This window comes from Mesorhizobium helmanticense, from assembly GCF_003034915.1.
Classification (GTDB): Bacteria; Pseudomonadota; Alphaproteobacteria; order Rhizobiales; family Rhizobiaceae; genus Mesorhizobium; species Mesorhizobium helmanticense.
Map to the genome: position 1 here is coordinate 25,634 of NZ_PZJX01000026.1, position 22,175 is coordinate 47,808.

19 protein-coding genes are annotated in these 22,175 nt (G+C 63.8%); 12 read left to right on the forward strand and 7 right to left on the reverse strand.

Features of this window, described 5'->3' with window-relative positions:
* Nucleotides 1-236: 236 nt before the first annotated feature.
* The 6 genes from C9427_RS12665 (at nucleotide 237) to C9427_RS12690 (ending at nucleotide 6,092) form a co-directional block, all read left to right on the forward strand.
* Nucleotides 237-1,490, forward strand: a complete 1,254-nt coding sequence (locus C9427_RS12665) for a sarcosine oxidase subunit beta (RefSeq protein WP_107649506.1) — start codon at nucleotides 237-239, stop codon at nucleotides 1,488-1,490.
* Complete coding sequence (locus C9427_RS12670) at nucleotides 1,490-1,912, forward strand: hypothetical protein (protein ID WP_107649507.1); 423 nt, start codon at nucleotides 1,490-1,492, stop codon at nucleotides 1,910-1,912. Before C9427_RS12665 ends, C9427_RS12670 begins: the two co-directional genes overlap by 1 nt.
* Before the next feature lie 8 nt (nucleotides 1,913-1,920).
* A complete protein-coding gene (locus tag C9427_RS12675) occupies nucleotides 1,921-2,217 on the forward strand; it encodes a sarcosine oxidase subunit delta (RefSeq protein WP_107649508.1) in 297 nt (98 codons plus the stop codon).
* The gene (locus tag C9427_RS12680; RefSeq protein ID WP_107649509.1) at nucleotides 2,214-5,207 is read left to right on the forward strand and encodes a sarcosine oxidase subunit alpha; all 2,994 of its coding nucleotides are present in this window, start codon (nucleotides 2,214-2,216) and stop codon (nucleotides 5,205-5,207) included. Before C9427_RS12675 ends, C9427_RS12680 begins: the two co-directional genes overlap by 4 nt.
* The gene (locus C9427_RS12685) at nucleotides 5,200-5,781 is read left to right on the forward strand and encodes a sarcosine oxidase subunit gamma (RefSeq protein ID WP_107649510.1); all 582 of its coding nucleotides are present in this window, start codon (nucleotides 5,200-5,202) and stop codon (nucleotides 5,779-5,781) included. Before C9427_RS12680 ends, C9427_RS12685 begins: the two co-directional genes overlap by 8 nt.
* A gap of 89 nt (nucleotides 5,782-5,870) precedes the next feature.
* The gene (locus C9427_RS12690; RefSeq protein ID WP_107649511.1) at nucleotides 5,871-6,092 is read left to right on the forward strand and encodes a hypothetical protein; all 222 of its coding nucleotides are present in this window, start codon (nucleotides 5,871-5,873) and stop codon (nucleotides 6,090-6,092) included.
* A gap of 113 nt (nucleotides 6,093-6,205) precedes the next feature.
* On the opposite strand, the gene C9427_RS12695 is transcribed toward C9427_RS12690, so the two are convergent.
* The 4 genes from C9427_RS12695 to C9427_RS12710 form a co-directional block, all read right to left on the reverse strand.
* Nucleotides 6,206-6,457: a DUF680 domain-containing protein gene (locus C9427_RS12695; protein ID WP_107649512.1), complete on the reverse strand. Its 252-nt coding sequence runs from the start codon at nucleotides 6,455-6,457 to the stop codon at nucleotides 6,206-6,208.
* Nucleotides 6,458-6,624: 167 nt separating this feature from the next.
* Nucleotides 6,625-7,269 (reverse strand): TetR/AcrR family transcriptional regulator, encoded by a 645-nt coding sequence (locus C9427_RS12700; protein ID WP_107649513.1) that lies wholly within the window; start codon nucleotides 7,267-7,269, stop codon nucleotides 6,625-6,627.
* Nucleotides 7,270-7,424: 155 nt separating this feature from the next.
* Nucleotides 7,425-7,919 (reverse strand): MaoC family dehydratase, encoded by a 495-nt coding sequence (locus C9427_RS12705; RefSeq protein WP_280954153.1) that lies wholly within the window; start codon nucleotides 7,917-7,919, stop codon nucleotides 7,425-7,427.
* 19 nt (nucleotides 7,920-7,938) lie between these two features.
* Entirely contained in the window at nucleotides 7,939-8,754 is an 816-nt protein-coding gene (locus C9427_RS12710; protein WP_107649514.1) for an SDR family oxidoreductase, read from the reverse strand.
* Nucleotides 8,755-8,875: 121 nt separating this feature from the next.
* Between C9427_RS12710 and C9427_RS12715 the strand changes: the two genes are divergently transcribed.
* On the forward strand, nucleotides 8,876-9,913 hold the full coding sequence (locus C9427_RS12715; protein WP_107649515.1) for a zinc-binding dehydrogenase: 1,038 nt from the start codon (nucleotides 8,876-8,878) through the stop codon (nucleotides 9,911-9,913).
* A 145-nt stretch (nucleotides 9,914-10,058) separates the two neighbouring features.
* Here the strand turns inward: C9427_RS12715 and C9427_RS12720 are convergent, their stop codons facing one another.
* The 3 genes from C9427_RS12720 to C9427_RS12730 form a co-directional block, all read right to left on the reverse strand.
* Nucleotides 10,059-13,190: an efflux RND transporter permease subunit gene (locus C9427_RS12720; RefSeq protein ID WP_107649516.1), complete on the reverse strand. Its 3,132-nt coding sequence runs from the start codon at nucleotides 13,188-13,190 to the stop codon at nucleotides 10,059-10,061.
* Nucleotides 13,187-14,350 carry an efflux RND transporter periplasmic adaptor subunit gene (locus C9427_RS12725; RefSeq protein WP_107649517.1) on the reverse strand — a complete coding sequence of 388 codons (1,164 nt, stop codon included), beginning with the start codon at nucleotides 14,348-14,350 and terminating at the stop codon, nucleotides 13,187-13,189. Before C9427_RS12725 ends, C9427_RS12720 begins: the two co-directional genes overlap by 4 nt.
* Before the next feature lie 184 nt (nucleotides 14,351-14,534).
* Complete coding sequence (locus C9427_RS12730; RefSeq protein WP_107649518.1) at nucleotides 14,535-15,362, reverse strand: MurR/RpiR family transcriptional regulator; 828 nt, start codon at nucleotides 15,360-15,362, stop codon at nucleotides 14,535-14,537.
* Between the two features lie 136 nt (nucleotides 15,363-15,498).
* On the opposite strand from C9427_RS12730, the gene C9427_RS12735 reads away from it, so the two are divergent.
* The 5 genes from C9427_RS12735 (at nucleotide 15,499) to C9427_RS12755 (ending at nucleotide 22,024) form a co-directional block, all read left to right on the forward strand.
* Complete coding sequence (locus C9427_RS12735) at nucleotides 15,499-16,317, forward strand: N-formylglutamate amidohydrolase (protein WP_107649519.1); 819 nt, start codon at nucleotides 15,499-15,501, stop codon at nucleotides 16,315-16,317.
* Between the two features lie 19 nt (nucleotides 16,318-16,336).
* Entirely contained in the window at nucleotides 16,337-17,899 is a 1,563-nt protein-coding gene (locus C9427_RS12740; RefSeq protein WP_107649520.1) for an amino acid permease, read from the forward strand.
* Between the two features lie 86 nt (nucleotides 17,900-17,985).
* Entirely contained in the window at nucleotides 17,986-19,356 is a 1,371-nt protein-coding gene (locus C9427_RS12745; protein WP_107649521.1) for a glutamine synthetase family protein, read from the forward strand.
* Nucleotides 19,357-19,447: 91 nt separating this feature from the next.
* Nucleotides 19,448-20,836 carry an aldehyde dehydrogenase family protein gene (locus C9427_RS12750; protein WP_107649522.1) on the forward strand — a complete coding sequence of 463 codons (1,389 nt, stop codon included), beginning with the start codon at nucleotides 19,448-19,450 and terminating at the stop codon, nucleotides 20,834-20,836.
* Between the two features lie 15 nt (nucleotides 20,837-20,851).
* Entirely contained in the window at nucleotides 20,852-22,024 is a 1,173-nt protein-coding gene (locus tag C9427_RS12755; protein ID WP_107649523.1) for an iron-containing alcohol dehydrogenase, read from the forward strand.
* Nucleotides 22,025-22,175 lie beyond the last annotated feature (151 nt).

Below are 22,175 nucleotides of genomic sequence, written 5' to 3' on the forward strand. Positions count from 1 at the left end.
TGCCGGCAATCGGGATGTTGATCGCAGCTTAGGGCGGCACGAGCCACCCGATACCTGCGAAGGCCTCATGACAGGGTTTGATAGTTCATTGCTTCCGATGCGTCTTTTTCGTCGCGGCGCAAAACGGCAAGCGCCGTCGCAAACAGCGCAAGGGTGGCAGCGCTGTTTCGCTAGTGATACACCTCGCGCGCCGGCGCTCGATTGGATGCCCGGCCGGTATCTGCGAGGCTTGAGCGTTGAAAAAATATTCGGTATTCGCCATCGCCCGCGAGGCCATGCGCGGCCATAAGGGCTGGGAAGAGCAATGGTCCTCGCCGGAGCCGAAGAAGGAATACGACGTCATCATCGTCGGCGCCGGCGGGCATGGCCTGGCCACCGCCTATTATCTGGCCTCGGTGCACGGCATCACCAATGTCGCGGTGCTGGAAAAGGGTTGGCTCGGCGGCGGCAACACCGGCCGCAACACCACCATCATCCGCTCCAACTATCTCTATGACGAGAGCGCCGGCATCTACGACCATGCGCTGAAACTGTGGGATGGGCTGAGCCAGGAGCTCAACTACAACGTCATGTACTCGGCGCGCGGCGTCATGATGCTCGCCCACAATGTGCACGACATCCAGGTGCTGAAGCGCCACGTCCACGCCAACCGGCTGAACGGCATCGACAATGAGTGGCTGACGCCCGAACAGGCGAAGGAATTCTGCCCGCCGCTGAACATCTCGAAGCAGGCGCGTTATCCCGTAGTGGGGGCTGCCTTGCAGCGCCGTGGCGGCACTGCTCGCCACGATGCGGTTGCCTGGGGCTATGCGCGCGGCGCTTCGGCGCGCGGTGTCCACATCATCCAGAATTGCGAGGTCACCGGTGTCAAGCGGGCGGCCAACGGCGCGGTCACCGGCGTCGAGACGACGCGCGGCTTCATCGGCGCCAAGAAGGTCGGCGTCGTGGCGGCCGGCCATTCCTCCGTCATCATGAACATGGCCGGCGTGCGCATGCCGCTGGAAAGCTATCCACTGCAGGCGCTGGTGTCGGAGCCGGTCAAGCCGGTGGTGCCGTGCGTGGTGATGTCGAACACGGTGCATGCCTATATCTCGCAGTCCGACAAGGGCGAACTGGTGATCGGCGCCGGCACCGACCAGTATGTCTCCTATTCGCAGACCGGCGGCCTGCACATATTGCAGCATACGCTCGACGCCATCTGCGAGATGTTCCCGATCTTCACGCGCATGAAGATGTTGCGCTCCTGGGGCGGCATCGTCGACGTGACGCCCGACCGCTCGCCGATCCTGGCGAAGACGCCGGTGCCCGGCCTCTATGTCAATTGCGGCTGGGGCACGGGTGGCTTCAAGGCGACGCCGGGCTCCGGCCATGTCTTTGCCCACACCATCGCCAGGGACGATCCGCATCCGATCAACGCGCCCTTCACCATCGAGCGCTTCCGCACAGGCCGCTTGATCGACGAGGCGGCGGCGGCGGCGGTGGCGCACTGATGATGGCCGAGGTCGCCGTGGCGATGCCGTTGCTGCTCGCGGGCGAGCAGGGCCTGTTTCATTTTCCCTCGGTGGAAGAGGTGCGCCTGCAACCGATCAGCCGCACTGAGAACGAGACCGGATGGCCGTTTTCCGTCGACGCGGGCGTGCTCGCCTGTGTCTGGAGCGGTGGCCAGAAGGTGGTCACCTTCCTGGAAAATCGGCCGGCCGACCTTGAGGACGACCAGACGTTCCAGCCGCGCCACGTCATTGTGACCACCGACCCGTTGCAACTCACGATCGGCAACATGGCTGATCGCGACCTTTTCCGCCCGGCAGCGAGTGTCGAGGAACGCATCCGGCTGGTCGCGCCCTTCGCGGTGCTCGGCCAGCGGCTTTGCGACCAACCGGCCGGCGCCCATGTCGGCCACGGCGAATTGTAGGAAACACCATGCTTCTCATCCGCTGCCCCTATTGCGAGGAAGAGCGTCCGGAACTCGAATTCCGCAATGCCGGCGAAGCGCATATCGCGCGTTCGGCTGATATTGCCGGCGAGAGCGACGACGACTTCGAAAAGTTCTTCTTCATTCGCTCCAACCCCAAGGGGATCATCTATGAGCGCTGGCGGCACATGCATGGCTGTGCGCGCTTCTTCAACGCCGTGCGCGACACCGTCAGTGACAAGTTCCTGATGACCTACAAGGCTGGCGAACCGAAGCCCGCGAAGCTGCCGGGAGCATCCAAATGAGCGGCGCGTTGCGCATTCCAGGCGCCGGGCGCCTCAGCCAGGCAAAGACGGCGCGCTTCAGCTTCGACGGCCAGTCCTATTCCGGCATTGAGGGCGACACGCTGGCCTCGGCACTGCTCGCCAACGGTGTCCATCTGGTCGGCCGTTCGTTCAAATACCACCGGCCGCGCGGCTTCCTGTCGGCCGGCGCCGAGGAGCCCAACGCGCTGGTCGAGATCAAGCGCGACGCGGCGCGCAAGACGCCGAATGTGCGGGCGACCGTGCAAGAGCTCTATGACGGGCTCGCCGCGCAGTCGCAGAACCGCTGGCCGTCGCTCGCCTTCGACGTCGGCGCGGTCAATGACATCGCCTCGCCGCTGTTTTCGGCCGGCTTCTACTACAAGACCTTCATGTGGCCGAAGGCCGCGTGGAAAAGCCTCTACGAACCCAAGATCCGTGCCGCGGCCGGCCTTGGCGTCGCTCCCGACCAGCCGGACCCCGACCACTACTCAGCGCGGTTCGCGCATTGCGATGTGCTGGTGCTGGGCGGCGGTGCTGCCGGCATTGCGGCCGCACTTGCCGCGGCCGAGACCGGCGTGCGCGTCATCCTTGCCGACGAGCAGGCGGAGTTCGGCGGCAGCTTGCGTTTCGAATCCGGCGCGAAGATCGACGGCCAGGACGGCTTTGCCTGGGCGCAAGCGGCGATCGCCAGGCTCAAGGCGTTGGACAATGTCCGCGTTCTCTCTCGCGCGACGGCCTTCGGCTATTACGCGCAGAATTTCGTCGCGCTGGTCGAGCGGGTCAGCGATCATCTGCAAAATCCGGGCCGCGACCTGCCGCGCGAGCGGCTGTGGCAGGTCCGCGCCAAGCGCGTGGTGCTGGCGACCGGCGCCATCGAGCGCCACATGGTGTTTGCCGACAACGACCGGCCGGGCATCATGCTGGCGTCGGCGGCGCGCACCTATCTCAACCATTATGGCGTCGCCGTCGGCAGGAATGTTGGCGTCTACACGGCCAATGATTCCGCCTATGCGGCGGCGATCGACCTGAAGAAGGCCGGCGTCGACGTGGCAGCCATCGTCGACCTGCGCGACAATCCGACCGGACCAGTGATCGACGAGGCGAGGGCGCTCGGCATCGAGATCAATTTCGGCCGTGCGGTGATCAGCGCCGGCGGCAAATTGCGGGTGACCTCGATGACCGTGCAACCGAAGAATGGTGGTGGTGAGCGCACCATCCCCGTCGACGCGATCCTGATGTCGGCCGGCTGGACGCCTTCGGTGCACCTGTTCTCGCAATCGCGCGGCAAGGTCGCCTTCAACGACGAAACCAAGCGTTTCGTGCCCGGCACCTATGCGCAGGACTGTGTCTCGGTCGGCGCCTGCAACGGCACCGACGGGCTGTCGGCGACGATCGACGAGGCCTATGCGGCAGGCGCCAAGGCGGCGAAGGACACCGGTGCCAAGGCCGCCAGGGGCACGAAGCCGAAGGTCGACGCCAGCGAAAGCTGGTCGCGCGGCATGCTGGGTGCGGCACCCGGCGCCGGGCCGGACACGACGGTCAAGGCCTTTGTCGATTTCCAGAACGACGTCACCGCCAAGGATATCCGCCAGGCCGTGCATGAGGGCATGCGCTCGATCGAGCATGTCAAGCGCTTCACCACCAATGGCATGGCGACCGACCAGGGCAAGACTTCCAATATGCATGGTCTGGCCATTGCCGCCGAGACGCTGGGCAAGCCGATCCCGCAAGTCGGGCTGACGACGTTCCGGGCACCCTATACGCCCGTCACCTTCGGTTCGATCGTCGGGCATGCGCGCGGTCCGCTCTTCGATCCGACGCGCAAGACGGCGATCCACCCGTGGGCCGAGGCCCAAGGCGCGGTGTTCGAGGATGTCGGCCAATGGAAGCGCGCCTGGTATTTCCCGAAGGGCGGCGAGGACATGCACGCCGCCGTGGATCGCGAATGTGTCACGGTGCGCAAGACGGCCGGCCTGTTCGATGCCTCGACGCTGGGCAAGATCGAGGTGGTCGGGCCGGATGCGGCGAAGTTCATGGAGTTGCTCTACACCAACCCCTGGGAGAAGCTCGAGCCCGGCCGTTGCCGCTATGGCATCATGCTGCGCGAGGATGGCTTCATCTATGATGACGGCGTTGTCGGCAGGCTGGCGCCGGACCGCTTCCATGTGACGACGACGACGGGCGGCGCGCCGCGCGTCATGAACCATATGGAGGACTATCTCCAGACCGAGTTCCCGCATCTCAATGTCTGGCTGACCTCGACCACCGAACAATGGGCCGTCATTGCGGTGCAGGGGCCGAAGTCGCGCGATATTATCGCGCCGCTGGTCGAAGGCATCGACATGTCGGACGAGGCGCTGCCGCATATGTCGGTGCGCGAAGGCAGGATATGCGGCGTGCCGACCAGGCTGTTCCGCATGTCGTTCAGCGGCGAGCGCGGCTTCGAGGTCAATGTGCCGGCCGATTACGGCCAGGCGGTCTGGGAGGCGCTGTGGGCCGAAGGCCAGAAGCATGGCGCGACCGCCTACGGCACCGAGGCGATGCACGTGCTGCGCGCCGAAAAGGGCTACATCATCGTCGGTCAGGACACTGACGGCACAGTTACGCCGAACGATGCCGGTCTCGACTGGGCGGTGGGCAAGAAGAAGACCGACTTTGTCGGCATCAGGGGCATGGCGCGGCCGGATCTCGTCGCCAAGGGCCGCAAGCAGCTTGTCGGCCTGAAGACCAAGGATCCGAAAGTGGTGCTGGAAGAGGGCGCGCAGGTCGTCGCGGATCCGAAGCAGGCGGTCCCGATGAAAATGATCGGCCATGTCACATCCAGCTATTGGTCGGAAAACTGTGGCCGTTCGATCGCGCTGGCGCTGGTCGCCGGCGGTCGCGACCGCATGGGCGAGACATTGTACGTGCCGATGCCGGACGGAGTGATCGAGGTCGAGGTCGCCGGCATGGTGTTCTTCGACGAGAAGGGGGAGCGCCTCAATGGCTAAGACCGCCACCAGGAAAACCGTCGCCGCCGCGCCCTCAGCCGAACGCCGTGCCGCGCTCGCTGGTCAGGAACTTTCAGCCACCGGCGTCAGGCTTGCCGTGCTGCCGCCGGCGGAGCGCATCTCGCTGCGCGCGCCTGAGGCATCCGTGGCGGCGCTTGCGAAGGCGCTTGGCGTGACCTTGCCACGCAAGCCGAAGACCTCGGCGTCCAAGGCCGGCCGCACGGCGCTGTGGCTTGGACCGGACGAATGGCTGATCATCGACGAGGCCGGAAAGGATCCGCTGGCCGATTGCGCTGAGGTAACTGCGTTGCATTCGGCGGTCGGCATCTCGCATCGCAACATCGCCATTTCCGTCACCGGCCCGGCGGCTGCCGCGGCGGTCAATTCAGGCTGTCCGCAGGACCTGTCGCTCGACGCCTTTCCGATGGGGGCGGCGTCGCGCACCATTCTGGGCAAGGTCGAGATCGTGCTGTTGCGCACCGCCGAGGATGCGTTCCGGGTCGAATGCTGGCGTTCCTTCTCCGATTATGTCTTTACTTTCCTGTCGGAGGCGACGCGCGACGCGGCGGCCTGAAGCCGAAAGCGACAGTCTCCTGCGGACTGGATATCAGGAACCATCGCCGCGCTGGCTCGTTTGCCAGAGCAAGTCGAGGGAGAGTGCCGATGCCGCAGAAATCAGCGCCGAGGCCAGCCGGGAAAAGCTCGGCTGTCCGCTCGCTCGAACAGGAAAGAAATCGCGAGGTCGCGGAGGAGGAACTCGAGGAAGGTCTCGAGGATACGTTTCCGGCCAGCGATCCGGTTTCGATCACCGGGACTTCCATTTCCGGCGCTCCCGCAAGACCCGGCAAAGCCAAGACGGTGGCGGGAAGAAAGAAGCGTAGGTAGCTCAATGCACTGGGGCTGCGCGCTTGGCAGCCTGAAAACGGGGTAGTCCCGAAACGGGCGGTCAGGACTTCCTGCCGCCCTTTGTCTTCATATCGTGCTGAGGTGGTCGAACCTCAGAACGTGCTGGGCACGATCCACGGATTGACGTCGATACCGAGCTTCTGGCCCTTGCCGTCGACCGAGCCGGTCTTGGTTGCGGCGCCAGTCTTTTCGACCGAGCCGGTCGCGACGCAATCGAGCTTCACATTGGCGTTGGTATGGATGCAGGCCGCTGCTGGCGCCTGCTTGGCCGGCTGGCTGCTGCCGGCGAAGGCGGCGCCCGAGAAAACAAGCAGGGCCGCGAGGGTGAGGATTGGCTTTTTCATAATCTGTCTCCGGTCAATCCATTTCGTACGTGTACGATACAGCGTACATATACGCCCGAAGACACGGGACTTCAAGTCAGAAATCGTACACGTACGATCAAATTTTCATAAAAAGCCAAAATGCCGCACTGCAAAAGCATCGGCGGATCAAACCACAGGAATGCCGATCAGCAGTTGGGCGGCGTTTCGGTCAGCGGCGGCATATCTTGCGTCATCAGGCCGGCAAGCGCGAAATCGCACATGCGCTTCACGAAAGCCTGCGGGTCGCCGAACGGATAGAAGGGGAAGGTGATCAGCAGCGAGATCGTGCCATGGCCGACCGCCCACAGCGTGGTGGCGATGGCGCGTGGATCGCCCTTGAGCTTGCCAGCGGCGACGCAGGCCTCGACCCTTTTGATCAACACCTTCATCGCCGGGTTGCCTTCCTCCATCTCGGCGTAGCTCCTGCCCTCCGGCGGCTTGGTCTTTTCGGTCATGAACACGGTGCGGTATTCGTTGGGATTGCCAAGCCCGAAGGCGGCATATTCGGTCATGACCGCTTGCAATGCCTCGATCGGATCGTCGGACGGATGCTCCTCGATGCGCCGGGCAAGCGTCTCGAAGGCGTCCTCGGCCAGCGCGAACAAAATGTCCTGCTTGTCGGCGAAATAGGAATAGACCGACATCGGCGCATAGCCGACGCGCTTGGCCAGCTTGCGGATGGTGAGGCCCTCATAGCCTTCTTCCTGGACAAGCTTGTGCGCCGCCGCGACAAGTTCGGCGCGCAGTTCGGCCTTTTGTTTCTCGCGGCGTGTCTGGACGCTCAGCGGCAATTTTTTCTGCCTTCGGTTGTTGGTGGCTGGCTAAATTATATACGCTGTACGGAATCGGACAACCCGGTATCAAACCGGGTTTGCGGCACAGCGATTGGCCATGGCGCTTCGGGGGCCATTTTTCCCGGACATCGATTGCTGCACTATCGAGACGTTCAAGCCGCCTCCGGCTGGCGTTCGATCAGCGTCAACGTCAGCCAGCGCGCGGTCAGCGCCGGCTTTTTCGAGCCTTCGATCTCGATGGTCACGTCATGCGCCGTCTGCACCCAGCCCGACGGCCTGACCTTGACGTCGGCAAGCACGAAACGGGTGCGGATGCGCGAGCCGGTCTTCACCGGGGCGAGGAAGCGCAATGAATCGAAGCCGTGATTGACGCCCATCTTGCTGTTTTCGAGCGGCGGCATGGTCTCGAAGGTCATCGCCGACAACAGCGACAGCGACAGGAAACCGTGCGCGATGGTGCCGCCGAACGGCGTCTCGCGCTTGGCGCGCTCCGGATCGCAGTGGATGAACTGGTGATCGTCCGTGGCGTCGGCGAACTGGTCGATCATGCGCTGCGAAACCACCCGCCACGGCGACACGCCGACTTCCTTGCCGACGCTGGCCAGAAGCACATCGAGACTGATCGGTTCCACGCTGATGTCCTCCATTTCAGCCGCCCGGGCGGTTTCATTCCTTGAACAGTGTCAGCCCATGCTGCACCGACTGCCCGCCGTCGATCGGCAGGATGGCGCCGGTGACATAACTGCCAGCACGGCTGCACAAATAGAGCGTTGCGCCGGCAATGTCATCCGGTGTGCCGATGCGCCCGATCGGAACATGGTCGCCTACATGCTTCGCCTGTTCCTCGGTCGCGGTGGCGAAGGCGGTCATGCGGCTCTGGAAGGGACCGGGGGCAAAGGCGTTGACGGTGATGCGGCGCGCGGCGAATTCAATCCCCAGCGTACGCGTCAGATGGTGAACCGCGGCCTTCGAGGCCGCGTAGGAATAGGCGTCGTCGGCAAGCGGCTGGGTGCCCATCACCGAGCCCAGATTGATTACCCTGGCCGGATCGGCATCGCTGGCGGCGGCATCGAGCAGCGGCAGAAGCTCGCGCGTCAGATGGAAAACGGCGGTGACGTTGACGCCGAACACCTTGGCCCAGGCGTGGTACGGGAAGTCCTCCAGCGGCGCGCCCCAGGAAACGCCGGCATTGTTGACCAGTATGTGCAGGCGCTCGGTCCGCGCCTTCACTTCGGCGACGAGCGCGGCGATGCCGGCCTCGCTGGAAACATCGCCGGCAAAGCCCTCGGCCCGGCCGGTGGCGCCGAGGCCGTTCAATTCGCCGGCGACCCTGACGCAGTCCTCACCCTTGCGCGAGGCGATCATCACGCTGGCGCCGCCCTGGACCAGGGCGGTTGCCACCATGCGGCCGATGCCGGTCGCGGCGCCTGTCACCAGCGCGGTCTTGCCGGCGACCGAAAACAGTTCGTCCAGATAGCTCATCGCAACTCCTCCGCGCCTTCTCGCCATCCGGCTGAGGGGCTCGCGTTGACAAGGCTATCCGAAGTACGGTCATCCTTGCCACGGGTAAAGTGCCCATGCGTTCAAGGGAGGGTGAAGGGCGATGGACGTTCCATCAGAGATGAAAGCGCTCATGCTCGTTGGCGACGGCTACAGCAGGACACCTTCCGGTAGCGCGCTGGAGGCGATGGGGCCCTATGTGCAGCTGGGCGTGATCACGGTGCCGGCACCCGGCCAAAGCCAGGCACTGATCAAGGTCGACCTCGCCTCGATCAACCCGTCCGACGTCGCCTTCATCAGGGGCCAGTATGGCCAGCCGCGCGTCAAGGGCCAGCCGGCCGGTTTCGAGGGCGTCGGCATCGTCGTCGCCAGTGGCGAGGAGCCTTATCCCAAAAGCCTGGTCGGCAAGCGCGTTGCCTTTGCCACCGGCGTCAGCAATTGGGGCTCCTGGGCCGAATACGCCGTCGCCGAGGCGGTCGCCTGCATCCCGCTGCTCGATACGGTCCGCGACGAGGATGGCGCGGCGATGATCGTCAACCCGCTCACCGCGCTCGCCATGTTCGACATCGTCAAACAGGAAGGTGAGAAGGCCTTCATCATGACCGCCGGCGCCAGCCAGCTCTGCAAGCTGATATCGGGCCTGGCCAGGGAGGAAGGGTTCCGGCCGATCGTCACCGTGCGCCGCGACGAGCAGATCGCGCTTTTGAAGGAGATCGGCGCGGCCCATGTGCTCAACGAGAAAGCACCGGATTTCAAGGCGACGCTGCGCGAGGTGATCAAGGCCGAGCAACCGCGCATCTTTCTCGACGCGGTGACCGGGCCGCTGGCCTCGGCCATCTTCGACGCCATGCCAAAGCGCTCACGCTGGATCGTCTATGGGCGGCTCGACCCGGACACCACGGTGATCCGCGAGCCTGGGCAACTGATCTTCCAGCACAAGCGTATCGAGGGTTTCTGGCTGAGCGAATGGATGCGCCAGTTCCGCGACCGCCGCGGACCGGCGATCATGGAGGCGCAGAAGCGCTTTTCCGACGGGCGCTGGTCGACCGATGTGACGGCGATCGTGCCGCTGGCCGAGGCGATAGGGCGCGTGCCTGCCGAACTGACCAAGCCGAATGGCAAGGTGTTCATACGGCCGTAGATGCGGACTTCCCTTCGCCCCGTTTACGGGAAGAAGGTGGCCCGAAGGGCCGGATGAAGGGCGGCATTTTCGCTTGCAAGGTTGGCGCTGCCCCTCACCTGCCTGCCGGCATCCTCTCCCCGTAAACGGGGCGAGGAGGGCTAATTTACTCCGCCGGCTCGATGTTGGCATAGGCGGCTTCCTCGAGTTCGCGCTTCAGCCGGCTCTCTTCTTCCACCTTTGGCGTGACGAAGCGGCCGAGCAGGAGATAGGCGACAGGCGTCAAGAACAGCGTCGAGACGGTGGCGAGCCCCAACCCGCCGACGATCACCCAGCCGAGCGCGATGCGCGCCTCGGCGCCAGCGCCGCTGGCCAGCACCAGCGGCACGCCACCGAGCACGGTGCAGATCATCGTCATCATCACCGGGCGCAGCCGGATTATGGAGGCCTGCTCGATCGCCTCGCGCACGCCGAGCCCGCGGTCGCGCAACTGGTTGGCGAATTCGACGATCAGGATGCCGTTCTTGGCCATGACGCCGACCAGCAGCACCAGGCCGATCTGGCTGTAGGCGTTGAGACTGGTGCCGCTGAGCAAGAGGGCGAAGATCGCGCAGGCAAGGCCAAGCGGCACCGTCGCCATGATGATGATTGCGCTGACGAAGCTCTCGAACTGGGCGGCGAGCACCAGAAGGATGATGACCAGCGCGAAGCCGAAGATGGTGATCATGGCGCTGTTGGTTTCGCCGAGCGTCGCGGCCTCGGCCAGCGGCAGGATGCGGCTGCCCGGCGGCAGCAGCGGCGTGGCGATCTCCTCGGCGCGCGAGAGCGCCGAGCCAAGCGCGAAATCGCCGCCAAGGTTGGAGGTGATCGCCACCGAGGGCTGCTGCTGCTCGCGCGTCAGCGATGGCGGCACGGCGCGCTCGGTCAGCGTGGCGATGGTCGACATCGGCACGAAGCGGCCGTCACCCGTCTTCAGGAAGACGTTCTCCAGGTCGGTCGGATCATTGATCGGGTTGGTGGTCGAGACCAGCTTCACCCCGTAGCTGCGATCGGCGATGTAGACGTCGACGACGTCATTGCCGTCGAGCATGGCCTGCATGGTGTCGGCAAGCCCGTTGATGTCGACGCCGAGATCGGAGGCGCGTTCGCGGTCGATGGCGACGGCCAGTTGCGGCTGCGTCGGATCGACGGAGAGACGCGGAGACTGGAAGCGCGGGTCCTTCTGCATCTCGGCGATGATCTTGACCGCGGCGTCGCCAAGCGCCTGGCGATTGTTGCCGACCAGCGCGAATTGCAGGCCGTTGCCGGCGCCACGGATGCCGAGGCTGTTGGGCTGCATCGGGAAGACGCGCACGCTCGGCACCTGTCTGGCGAGCCGGCTGATGTCGGCCATGATCTCTTGCTGGCTGCGCGTGCGCTCTTCCCACGGGGCCAGCGTCATCACCATGAAGCCGCTATTGTATTCGCCGCTCCAGCCGGCGCGCTCGAAGGTGCTGCGGATTTCGCCGGAATCGCGCAGCGGCTGGATCAGTTTCTCGATCTTCTGCATCTGCTGCGTCGTGTAGTCGAGGCTGACGCCTTGCGGGGCATTGATGCGCAGCAGCACGACGGCGCGGTCCTCTGTCGGCGTCAGTTCCTGGCGGATGGTGCCGAACAGCGTGAAGGCAGTGGCGGCGAAAAGCACCGCAACCAGAAGCACGATCCACGGCGCGTCGAGGCAGGCGTGCAGGCAGCGCCGGTATAGCGTGTTGAGCGCAGCGCCGATGCGGGCGCCGACGCCGCTGCCGCCCTCATGATGGAGCGAGGCCTTGGACAGCATGCGCGAGGCGAGCATTGGGCACAGCGTCAGCGCCACCACGCAGGACAAAAGCACCGAGATGGCAAGCACGAAGCCGAATTCGCGGAATAGTCCGCCGGTCTGTCCGGGCAGGAAGGAGATCGGCACGAAAACGGCGACCAGCGTCAGCGTCGTGGCGATGACGGCGAAGAACACTTCCTGGGCGCCGAGCACGGCGGCGGCGCGCGGGCCCATGCCTTCGTTGCGTCGTCGTACGATGTTTTCGAGCACGACGATGGCGTCGTCGACGACGAGGCCGGTGGCCAGAACCAGGGCGAGCAGCGTCAATATGTTGACCGAGAAGCCGGCGAGGTAGATCGCGGCGATCGTCCCGATCATGGCGACCGGCATCGACAGGCCTGGAATGAGCGTGGCGCGCCAATCGAGGAGAAAGACGTAGATGACGATCAGCACGATGGAGACGGACAGGCCGAGCGCGATCTCGACCTCGTGCACGGCGCCGTTGATGAAGACGGCATCGTCGCTGGTGACCTTGATCGACATGCCCTCGGGCAGGTTCTCCTGCATCTGGGCGATAGCAGCCTTCACGCCGGTCGAAATATCCAGCGTGTTGGATTCCGCCTGGCGGATGATGCCGAGGCCGATGCCGGTCTTGCCGTCGGAACGCAATGTGGTCTGGCCGATATCGGGGCCGAGCGTGACGGTAGCGACGTCGCGGATACGCGTGGTGCCACCGATGATGATGTTCTCGAACTCTTCCGGCGTGGTCACGTCCGCCGTCGTGCGAACAATCAGATCCTGGTTGGTCGTGGTGATCGAACCGGCCGGCGAATCGAAGGCAACCGAGGCAAGTGCGGTCCTCAGATCGGCGACCGTGAAGCCGAGGCTCGCCAGCTTGGTCTGGTCGACGTCGATGCGGAAGATCTTGTCGCGGTCGCCATAGACCTGGACGTCGGCAACGCCGGGCACGGCGGCAAGCTCATCCTCGATCTGGTCCTGGACCACCACCGTCATGTCCTGCACCGACATGGTGTCGGAGGTGATGGCCAGCCGCATCACGGGCTCGGAATTGGCGTCGGCCTTGACGATGCGCGGCGGATCCGCGGTGTCCGGCATCTGGTTGGCGACGCGGCCGACGGCATCGCGCACATCGGAGGCGGCGACGTTCAAGTCGACACCGTCGTTGAACTCGATGGTGACGCGGCTCGAGCCGAACGACGAGGTGGACGAGATCGACTTGACGCCGGAGACACGGCCGACCGCGCCCTCGATCACGTCGGTCAATTCGCGGTCGACGGTTTCGGACGCGGCACCTTCGAAGGTGGTGTTGACGGTGATGACGGGGCGGTCGACATCCGGCAATTCGCGGATCTCGACGCCATAGAAGGCGGCAAGACCGGCAACCGCGATCAATGTGTTCAGCACGAAGGCCATCACCGGCCTGCGGATGAACAGGGCGGTGAAGCCGGTCTCGCTGCCGGTATTGACGGCTCCGGTCATAGGCCTTCAGCGTCGGCGGCGCGCTGTTGCTCGCCGGCGATGCGGACCTCGCCGCCTTCGCTGACGCTCTGGGTACCCTCGGTCACCACCATGTCGCCGCTGACGATCGGGGCGTCGATGAGCACGGTCTCGGTGTTGCGCTGGATGACGCGCACGGCAACACGCCTGGCCTTCCCGTCCTCGACCGCCCAGACATAGGCGCCGTCGGAGCCCCACTGGATCGCCAGAGGACTGACCGCGGGGTAGCTGTCGCCGGGGAATTTCATGGTGATCTGGAAGGACATGCCGGCACGCAGCGAGTCGGCTGGATTGGCGATCGTCGCCTTGACCAGAAGGGTGCGGCTGGTCTCGTCGATATGGTTGTCGATTGCCGAGACCGTACCGGTATAGGCCTTGTTGGGATTGGCGATCGGCGTCGCCGACAATTGCGCCCCGACCTTGACGGCGGCGGCGAAGCGCTCCGGCACCCAGAAATCGACGAGTATGCTGGAGCGGTCGTCAAGGGTGGCGATCGCCGACTGGCTGGTCACGTAGTTGCCTGCCGATATCGGCAGGATCCCGACAGTGCCTGATATCGGCGCGACGATAGAACGGCGCTGCAAGGCCAGTTCCGCATCGCTGAGCACCAGTTTGGCATTGGCCAGCACCACCTCGGCATCGGCGACGGCGACCCCTGTCGCGGCATTGGACGCCCTGAGCGACTTGACCCGATTGAGCTTGGCCTGGGCGTCCTGCACGGCAAGCTTGGCGCGGTTCTGGGCGATCACCTCGGTGTCGGAATCGAGGGTGGCGATGATCTCGCCCCTCTCGATATGGACGCCGGACTTGACCAGGAACTCGACGAGACGGCCGGAACTGTAGGGATTGACCGTCACCGACGCGTTGGCGCGGCCGGTGCCGATCGCCTGCAGGCGGTCGTTGATCACAGCCTTCGACGCCGGCAAGGCGACGATGGTTGCCAACTGACGGGCGCCATCTCGGCCTCCTGCCTGCCTGCCATTGGCGATTGCGCCCGTCTCGGCCGGGGGCGTCGCGGCATAAGCCCAGTCGATGCCCCAACGCGCCAGCACATCCGGCGCGCCGGGAAAGAAGCGAACCCAGGCGGCAGCCGCCGCCACGAGGATCACAAGCGCGAAGATTAACTGTTTCCAGGCGGCCATCGGCACTCCGGTTGGCAAAAAAACGTCTACCGGTTTTCCCCAAGCATAAAAACGCAGCGACGCACCCGGTACGTGCGAAGTCGCGCTGATATCATGGCTTTATGGCAATTCTGCCGCTGCCAAACATTAAATATGTGTAACGTTTGGATTGGCTAAATATAGCGGCAACTACAAATCAACAGCATCAGCGCAGGCTTTCCAGCTCGCGGATACGTTTGGCGCTGTCGGCCTCGAGCTGTCTCGTGACGGCGCCGATCAGCGTTTCGGCGACGACGAAAAGCGCCGCCGAGGAATCCCAGGCCGAAGGCACGGCGGTGCGACCTGCAATAACGTGGCGGGCGAAGCGGGCGATCGGTGACAGCCACTGGTCGGTGAAAAGCACGATCTGCACGCCGCGCTGATGCGCGGTCTCGGCAAAGCGGACCAGGCTGTCCTGGTAGCGTCTGATGTCGAAAATGATCAGCACGTCGCGCTTGCCCATGTCGATCAGCCGGTCGCGCCAGACGCTCTCCTGCCCCGCCAGATGGAACACGTTGGGCTGAATGATGGCGAGGTGGGCGGCCATGTAGCGCGCCAGTGGATCGGTGAAGCGGCCGCCGATCAGGAACGTCTTGCCGCGCCGGTCGGCGAGTTTTGCGACGATGTCGGCAAGCTGCTTGTCGGACAGGTGCCTGAAGGTTTCGCGCATATTGTCGAGCGTCGCCTCCAGCATCGGCGACACCGCGCCGCCACCGGGCGACGATGGACTGAGCGTGCGCGATGCAGGCGACTGCAATTGCGCCGCCAGCTCGTCCTGCAGCGAAGACTGGAATTCCGGATAGTTCTGGAAGCCGAGGCGGGCGACGAAACGCAGGATCGTCGGCGACGACACGCCGGCTGCCGCGGAGAATTCCGCGACCGTCTTCAAGCCGATCAGCGGATAGTTGGCGATCAGCGTCTGCGCGGCGCGCCGTTCGCCGGCCGGCATCGCGCCGATGCGGTCCGAGATCAGTTCGGCAATGCTGGAAATCATGTTTTCCCCCGCCCTTGGTCCGGCCAACCGAAATCGCGTTTGACAAAGCCGGGCAAACTGTATGAAATCATCCACAGGGACGCAATGAGGCAAAATACGTAACATACGATACAGCGCTCCCCGGGGACGGCAGACAATGGTGACAGCGCGGCCCGCCAGCCTTGCATCGTCAGGGTCCGTAAGGGTGACCAACCCCGGCGGATCGAGCCCTTTCGTGCTCACCTGCGACCACGCTTCCAACTTCCTGCCGGCCGAATTCGGAACGCTCGGCCTTGCCTCCGAAGAGCTGTCCCGCCATATCGCCTGGGATCCCGGCGCGCTGCCTGTCGCCCGCCGCATGGCCGAGGCGCTCGATGCAACGCTGGTCGAGTCCTGCATTTCGCGCCTCGTCGTTGATTGCAACCGGCCGCTCGACGCGCCGGACCTGGTGCCGCCGGTTAGCGAGAGCACGATCATTCCCGGCAATGCCGGCCTGTCGGACAAGCAGCGCACGGCGCGCGTCGCCTTGTCATGGCAGCCCTTCCATGACGCGGTCGGGCACGTCATCTACAAAAGGTTGGCACGTGGGCAGGAAACGCGGCTGGTGTCCGTCCACTCCTTCACCCCGGTCTACAAGGGCAAGAGGCGGCCATGGCATATCGGTATCATTCATGACGAGGATTGCCGGCTCGCGGCTCCGCTCATTGGTGCCCTGAGGCGCCTCGCCGGCGTCACGGTCGGCGTCAACGAACCCTATTCGCCGGCCGACCGCGTTTACTTCACGCTGGAGCGGCATGCGCGCTCGCGCGGACTGCCCTGCGCGATGATCGAAATCCGCAACGACGAAATCTCCGGCGCAGCCGGGCAGCGGAAATGGGCGGATCTGCTTACAGGCATTTTTCTAGATCTGGAGCCCGAGGAGGCCAGGGGCTCCCGACCAAGCGCAGTGGGAAAGTCAGTACAATCGGCCAGCTAAGAACCAAAAGGGGACAAAAATGTCAGCGCAAGACTATACCGAAGTCGACAAGAAGGAGGACCTGAAGGTTCTCCACGGCATGGGCTATGCCCAGGAACTGTCGCGAAGCATGAGCCGCTTCTCGAATTTCGCGATCTCGTTTTCGATCATCTGCATCCTTTCAGGCGGCATCAATTCCTTCGCTCAGGCGACATCGTCGATCGGCGGCGCGGGCGCCGGCATCGGCTGGATCGTCGGCTGCTGCGTTTCGGGGTTTTTCGCACTTGCCATGGCGCAGATCGCCTCGGCATTCCCGACCGCCGGCGGCCTCTATCACTGGGCGTCGATCCTCGGCAACCGCTTTACGGGCTGGCTCACCGCCTGGCTCAACCTGCTTGGGCTGATCACGGTGCTCGGCGCCATCAACATCGGCACCGCCTTCTTCTTCGTCGGCACTTTCGGCGGAGCTTTCGGCATTACGGGCACGCCGGGCGAAATCGTCGGGTTCGTTGCGTTCATCACCGTCCTTCAGGCGCTGCTCAATCACTTCGGCATCAAGCTTACGGCCATGCTGACGGACGCCTCCGGCTTCCTGATCCTCGGCGCGACGGCGGTGCTGATCGTGGCATGCTTGGTGTTTGCACCGGCGATCGACATCACGCGGCTGTGGACGTTCACCAACTATTCGGGTGAAGCGGGCGGCAACGTCTTCCCGCAAACCGACTCCATGATGTACCTCTTCCTGCTCTGCCTGCTGCTGCCGGTCTACACCATCACCGGTTATGACGCGTCGGCGCATACTTCGGAAGAAACGCTTAAGGCAGCGCATTCCGTGCCGAGGGCGATCGTTTCGTCCGTGCTCTGGTCGTCGCTGATCGGCTGGGTAATGCTTTGCGCCATCGTGCTGGCAATTCCGGATCTGGCTGTCGGCGCCAAGCAGGGCTGGGGTGTTTTCTTTGCCACCATGGACGCGATCCTGCCAGGCTGGCTGAAGCAATTGCTCTATCTGGCCATCCTGATCGCGCAGTTCCTCTGTGGTCTCGCCACGGTCACCTCGGCTTCGCGCATGCTGTTCGCCTTCTCGCGCGACGGCGGCATGCCAGTCGGCTCGGCCGCGCTCGCCAAGGTCAGCCCGACCTGGCGCACGCCGGTCAACGCCATCTGGACGGCTGCGATCCTTGAAATCATCTATGTCTTTCTTGCCCAGTTCATCTCGATCGGCGGCACCAACATCTACACCATCGTCGTCAATTCGACGCTGGTGTTCCTGTTCCTGTCCTTCATTATCCCGATCGTGCTTGGCATGATGGCTTTCGGAACCGCGAAATGGCCAAATCCCGGCCCCTGGAATCTCGGCGCCGGCCTGTTCAAGCTGTTTTGCATCCTGTCGGTCATTGGCATGGTGATCATCTTCTACATTGCCATCCAGCCGCCGAACGACAAGGTGTTCTACATCACGCTGGGCTTCATCGTGCTGACCGCCGTGCTTTGGTTCGGTTTCGAGAATCGGCGCTTCCGGGGCCCGCCGATCGGCGACCAGATCGCCAAGCGCCAGGCAGCAATCAGGGCGGCTGAGCAGGCCGTCGGCGAAACCGGCCACTAACCCCACCATCACTGCCATGGCCGGCCTCGCGCCGGCCATGGTTCGTTTACCCCGTTTCAATCGACCAGCGCTGGAGTGCCTCAGGAATGGCCGGAAATTTCTCGTTCGATCAGTTGAAGAAAGCGGTCTCCAACGGCGAGATCGACACGGTTCTGGCCTGCATCGTCGACATGCAGGGGCGGCTCGCGGGAAAGCGGTTCCTGGCGCAGTATTTCGTTGATTCCGCGCATGACGAGACGCATGGCTGCAACTATCTGCTTGCCGCCGACATCGATATGGAGCCGGTGCCGGGCTACAAGGCGGCGAGCTGGTCGAAGGGCTATGGCGATTTCGTCATGAAGCCGGACCTGTCGACGGTGCGGCGCGTTCCGTGGCTGGAAAAGACGGCGCTGGTGATCTGCGACGTGCTCGACCACCATACCCATGACGACTTGCCGCATTCGCCGCGCGCCATGCTGAAGAAGCAGGTCAAGCGGCTGAGCGAACGCGGCTATATCGGCTATTTCGCTTCCGAACTCGAATTCTATCTGTTCAGCGAAACCTACGATTCGGCGCGCAAGAAGCACTGGCAAGGGCTAGACACTGCCTCGCCCTATATTGGCGACTACCAGATCGGCATCACCACCAAGGAAGAAGGCGTCATGCGCCGGCTGCGCAACGAGATGGAAGCGGCCGGCATCCCGATCGAGAACTCAAAGGGCGAGTGGGGTCCCGGCCAGGAAGAGATCAATGTGCGCTATGCCGAGGCGCTCGACATGGCCGACCGACACGTCATCCTGAAGAACGGCGCCAAGGAAATCGCCGAGTCCGAAGGCAAGGCGATTTCCTTCATGGCCAAGTACAATTACGGGCTCGCCGGCAACTCCAGCCACATCCACAATTCGCTGTGGAGCGCCGATGGCAAGACGCCGCTGTTCTACGACAAAAAGGCCGATTGGATGCTGTCGACGCTCGGCCAGCAATGGGCCGCCGGCCAGCTCAAATATGCCAAGGAATTCACCTGGTTCCTGGCGCCCTACATCAATTCCTACAAGCGCTTCCAGGCCGGCACCTTCGCGCCGACCAAGATCATGTGGAGCGAGGACAACCGCACCGCCGGCTTCCGCCTGTGCGGCGAGGGCACCAAGGGCATCCGCATGGAGTGCCGCATCGGCGGCGCCGACTTGAACCCGTATCTTGCGTTCGCGGCACTCATCGCCGCCGGCCTTGCCGGCATCGACGAGAAGCTGGAACTGCAAAAACCTTTCGTCGGCGATGCCTACCAGGCCTCGCGTCTGCCGGAGATCCCGAAGACGCTGCGCGACGCGACGGAGACGCTGGCCAAGTCGAAGATGCTGAAGCAGGCGTTCGGTGAGGACGTGCTCGAACATTATGTCCACACGGCCCGCTGGGAGCAGTTCGAATACGACCGCCGGATCACGGACTGGGAACTGCACAGGGGGTTCGAGCGGTATTGAACTACATCAATCGCCCTTCAGCCTTTGGCGCCGTCACCTGGATGGAGGGCGGCATCAAACCAGCATTTCACAAACTGCAAGGACTGAAAGAATGACCGAAACGGTCAAGATAAAATCTCCTGTCGATGGTTCGATCTACGCCGAGCGGCCTCTGGCCACCGACCAGGCGATCAATGCCGCGGTCGAGCGTGCCCGGGCGGCCCAAGAGAAATGGGCCGAGACGCCGGTCGTCGAGCGCGGCAAATGCATGCTGGCGATGCTCGAAGCGCTGGTTGCGATGACCGATGAGATCGTGCCGGAGATCGCCTGGCAGATGGGGCGTCCGGTGCGCTATGGCGGCGAATTCGGCGGCGTGAGGGAACGCACCAGCTACATGGTCGAGATCGCGGAAGCCGCACTCAAGCCGGTTCCGGCCTCCAATCCGAAGGACGGGTTCCGTCGCTATGTAAAGAAGGTGCCGCTCGGCGTCGTCATGGTGATCGCGCCGTGGAATTATCCCTATCTCACCGCTGTCAACACCATCGTGCCGGCGCTGATGGCCGGCAACGCCGTCATCCTCAAGCATGCGGCGCAGACGCTGCTGGTCGGCGAGCGGTTCCAGCAGGCCTTCGACAGAGCTGGCCTGCCAAAGGGCCTGTTCCAGAACCTCGTCATGAACCATGCCCAGACCGAGAAGTTGCTCGGCTCGGGCAAGATCGACCATGTTAATTTCACCGGCTCGGTCGGCGGCGGCCGCGCCATCGAAAAGGCTGCCGCGGGCACGTTCATGACGCTCGGCCTCGAGCTCGGCGGCAAGGACCCGGCCTATGTGCTGCCCGACGCCAAGATGGATCACGCGGTGGCCAACCTGGTCGACGGCGCCTTCTACAATTCCGGCCAGTGCTGCTGCGGCATCGAGCGCGTCTATGTGCACGAGACGGTCTATGACGAATTCGTCGAGGGCTTCATCGCCGAGACGAAGAACTATGTCGTCGGCAATCCGCTGGAACAGGCGACGACGATGGGGCCGATGGCGCAGGCGCGCTTCGCCGACTTGATCCGCGAGCAAGAGGCCGAAGCGCTGCGCAAGGGCGCCAAGGCCCATATCAACATGAAGGTCGCCAACGACATGGCTGGTTCGCCCTATCTGGCGCCGGAGGTGCTGACCGGGGTCGACCACCAGATGAGCGTCATGCGCGAAGAGAGCTTCGGCCCGATCGTCGGCATCATGAAGGTGCGCAACGACGAGGAGGCGATCGCGCTGATGAACGACAGCCCCTACGGGCTGACCGCCTCGATCTGGACCGGTGACGTCGAACACGCGGTGGCGATCGGCGACCGCGTCGAGACCGGCACCGTATTCATGAACCGCTGCGACTATCTCGATCCGGCGCTGGTCTGGACCGGCGTCAAGGACACCGGCAAGGGCGCGGCGCTATCGGCCATCGGCTACGACAATTTGACCCGGCCGAAATCATATCACCTGCGCGAAGCCATCTGATCTCGAAAGAAAAAAATGTCCAAGCTCATTTCCAAATGGAACTACCCGACCACCGTCCGCTTCGGCGCCGGGCGCATCAAGGAATTGCCGGACGTGCTGGCGGCTGCCGGCATCAAGCGGCCGCTCTTCGTCACCGATCCGGGGCTGGCCAAGCTGCCGGTCGTCGCCTCGACGCTGAAGATCCTCGACGATGCCAAGGTGCCTTACGGCGTGTTTTCCGAGGTCAAGCCGAACCCGGTGGATTCCAACCTGACCGCCGGCATCGCTGTGTTCAAAAAGGGCAAGCATGACGGCGTCATCGCCTTCGGCGGCGGCTCGGCGCTCGACCTCGGCAAGCTGATCGCCTTCCAGGCCGGGCAGACGCGCCCGGTCTGGGATTTCGAGGATGTCGGCGACTGGTGGACGCGCGCCAATTCCGACGTGATCGCGCCGATCATCGCCGTGCCGACCACGGCTGGCACCGGTTCGGAGGTCGGCCGCGCCGGCGTCATCACCAATGAGGCCACCCACACCAAAAAGGTCATCTTCCATCCGAAACTCTTGCCGACCATCGTCATCGCCGACCCGGAACTGTCAGTCGGCATGCCGGGCTTCATCACCGCCGGCACCGGCATGGATGCGCTCGCGCATTGCCTCGAGGCCTATTGCGCGCCGGGCTATCATCCGATGGCCGACGGCATCGCGGTGGAAGGCGTGCGGCTGGTTTTCGAGAACCTGCCGAAGGCCTATGCCAACGGCAAGGACCTCGTCGCCCGCGCCCACATGATGAGTGCGGCCGCCATGGGTGCCGCCGCCTTCCAGAAGGGGCTGGGGGCCATCCATTCGCTGTCGCACCCTATCGGCGCGCTCTACGACACCCATCACGGCATGACCAACGCCGTGTTCATGCCCTATGTGCTGGCCTTCAACCGTGACGCCATTGAGGTGCGTATCGCCAGGCTCGCCGCCTATTGCGGCATCAAGGGCGGCTTCGACGGCTTCGCCAAGGCCATCATCAAGCTGCGCAAGGAGCTGAAGGTGCCGCATGCGCTGCCGGGCCTGATCAAAGGGCTCGACATGGACAAGAAGCGCAAGGGGCTGATCGCCGACATGGCGGTGGTCGATCCGACCGCCGGCGGCAATCCGGTCAAGCTGACCAAGAAGGCGGCGCTGACACTGCTGGAAAATGCCATCGCTGGCACGGTGTAAGGCGGATTTCGTGCCGGACGTGATTTGGAAAACGAGGGGAAAGGAAAGGGGGAAGGGCTAAAGGCAGGGCAGAAACTAGTTAGCCGGAAAAAGAATCGCGAAGCGATTGCTACGTCAGGTTAAAAAGAGTTTACTTTTTGGTCTGCAGCGC

What these genes read in the sequence shown, in the direction of transcription:
- C9427_RS12725 (WP_107649517.1), bottom strand. Translation starts at nt 14,350, where the DNA reads ATGGCCGCCTGGAAACAGTTAATCTTCGCGCTTGTGATCCTCGTGGCG.
- C9427_RS12705 (WP_280954153.1), bottom strand. Translation starts at nt 7,919, where the DNA reads ATGGAGGACATCAGCGTGGAACCGATCAGTCTCGATGTGCTTCTGGCC.
- C9427_RS12740 (WP_107649520.1), top strand. Translation starts at nt 16,337, where the DNA reads ATGTCAGCGCAAGACTATACCGAAGTCGACAAGAAGGAGGACCTGAAG.
- C9427_RS12750 (WP_107649522.1), top strand. Translation starts at nt 19,448, where the DNA reads ATGACCGAAACGGTCAAGATAAAATCTCCTGTCGATGGTTCGATCTAC.
- C9427_RS12735 (WP_107649519.1), top strand. Translation starts at nt 15,499, where the DNA reads ATGGTGACAGCGCGGCCCGCCAGCCTTGCATCGTCAGGGTCCGTAAGG.
- C9427_RS12695 (WP_107649512.1), bottom strand. Translation starts at nt 6,457, where the DNA reads ATGAAAAAGCCAATCCTCACCCTCGCGGCCCTGCTTGTTTTCTCGGGC.
- C9427_RS12685 (WP_107649510.1), top strand. Translation starts at nt 5,200, where the DNA reads ATGGCTAAGACCGCCACCAGGAAAACCGTCGCCGCCGCGCCCTCAGCC.
- C9427_RS12715 (WP_107649515.1), top strand. Translation starts at nt 8,876, where the DNA reads ATGGACGTTCCATCAGAGATGAAAGCGCTCATGCTCGTTGGCGACGGC.
- C9427_RS12730 (WP_107649518.1), bottom strand. Translation starts at nt 15,362, where the DNA reads ATGATTTCCAGCATTGCCGAACTGATCTCGGACCGCATCGGCGCGATG.
- C9427_RS12720 (WP_107649516.1), bottom strand. Translation starts at nt 13,190, where the DNA reads ATGACCGGAGCCGTCAATACCGGCAGCGAGACCGGCTTCACCGCCCTG.
- C9427_RS12680 (WP_107649509.1), top strand. Translation starts at nt 2,214, where the DNA reads ATGAGCGGCGCGTTGCGCATTCCAGGCGCCGGGCGCCTCAGCCAGGCA.
- C9427_RS12745 (WP_107649521.1), top strand. Translation starts at nt 17,986, where the DNA reads ATGGCCGGAAATTTCTCGTTCGATCAGTTGAAGAAAGCGGTCTCCAAC.
- C9427_RS12710 (WP_107649514.1), bottom strand. Translation starts at nt 8,754, where the DNA reads ATGAGCTATCTGGACGAACTGTTTTCGGTCGCCGGCAAGACCGCGCTG.
- C9427_RS12755 (WP_107649523.1), top strand. Translation starts at nt 20,852, where the DNA reads ATGTCCAAGCTCATTTCCAAATGGAACTACCCGACCACCGTCCGCTTC.
- C9427_RS12675 (WP_107649508.1), top strand. Translation starts at nt 1,921, where the DNA reads ATGCTTCTCATCCGCTGCCCCTATTGCGAGGAAGAGCGTCCGGAACTC.
- C9427_RS12690 (WP_107649511.1), top strand. Translation starts at nt 5,871, where the DNA reads ATGCCGCAGAAATCAGCGCCGAGGCCAGCCGGGAAAAGCTCGGCTGTC.
- C9427_RS12670 (WP_107649507.1), top strand. Translation starts at nt 1,490, where the DNA reads ATGATGGCCGAGGTCGCCGTGGCGATGCCGTTGCTGCTCGCGGGCGAG.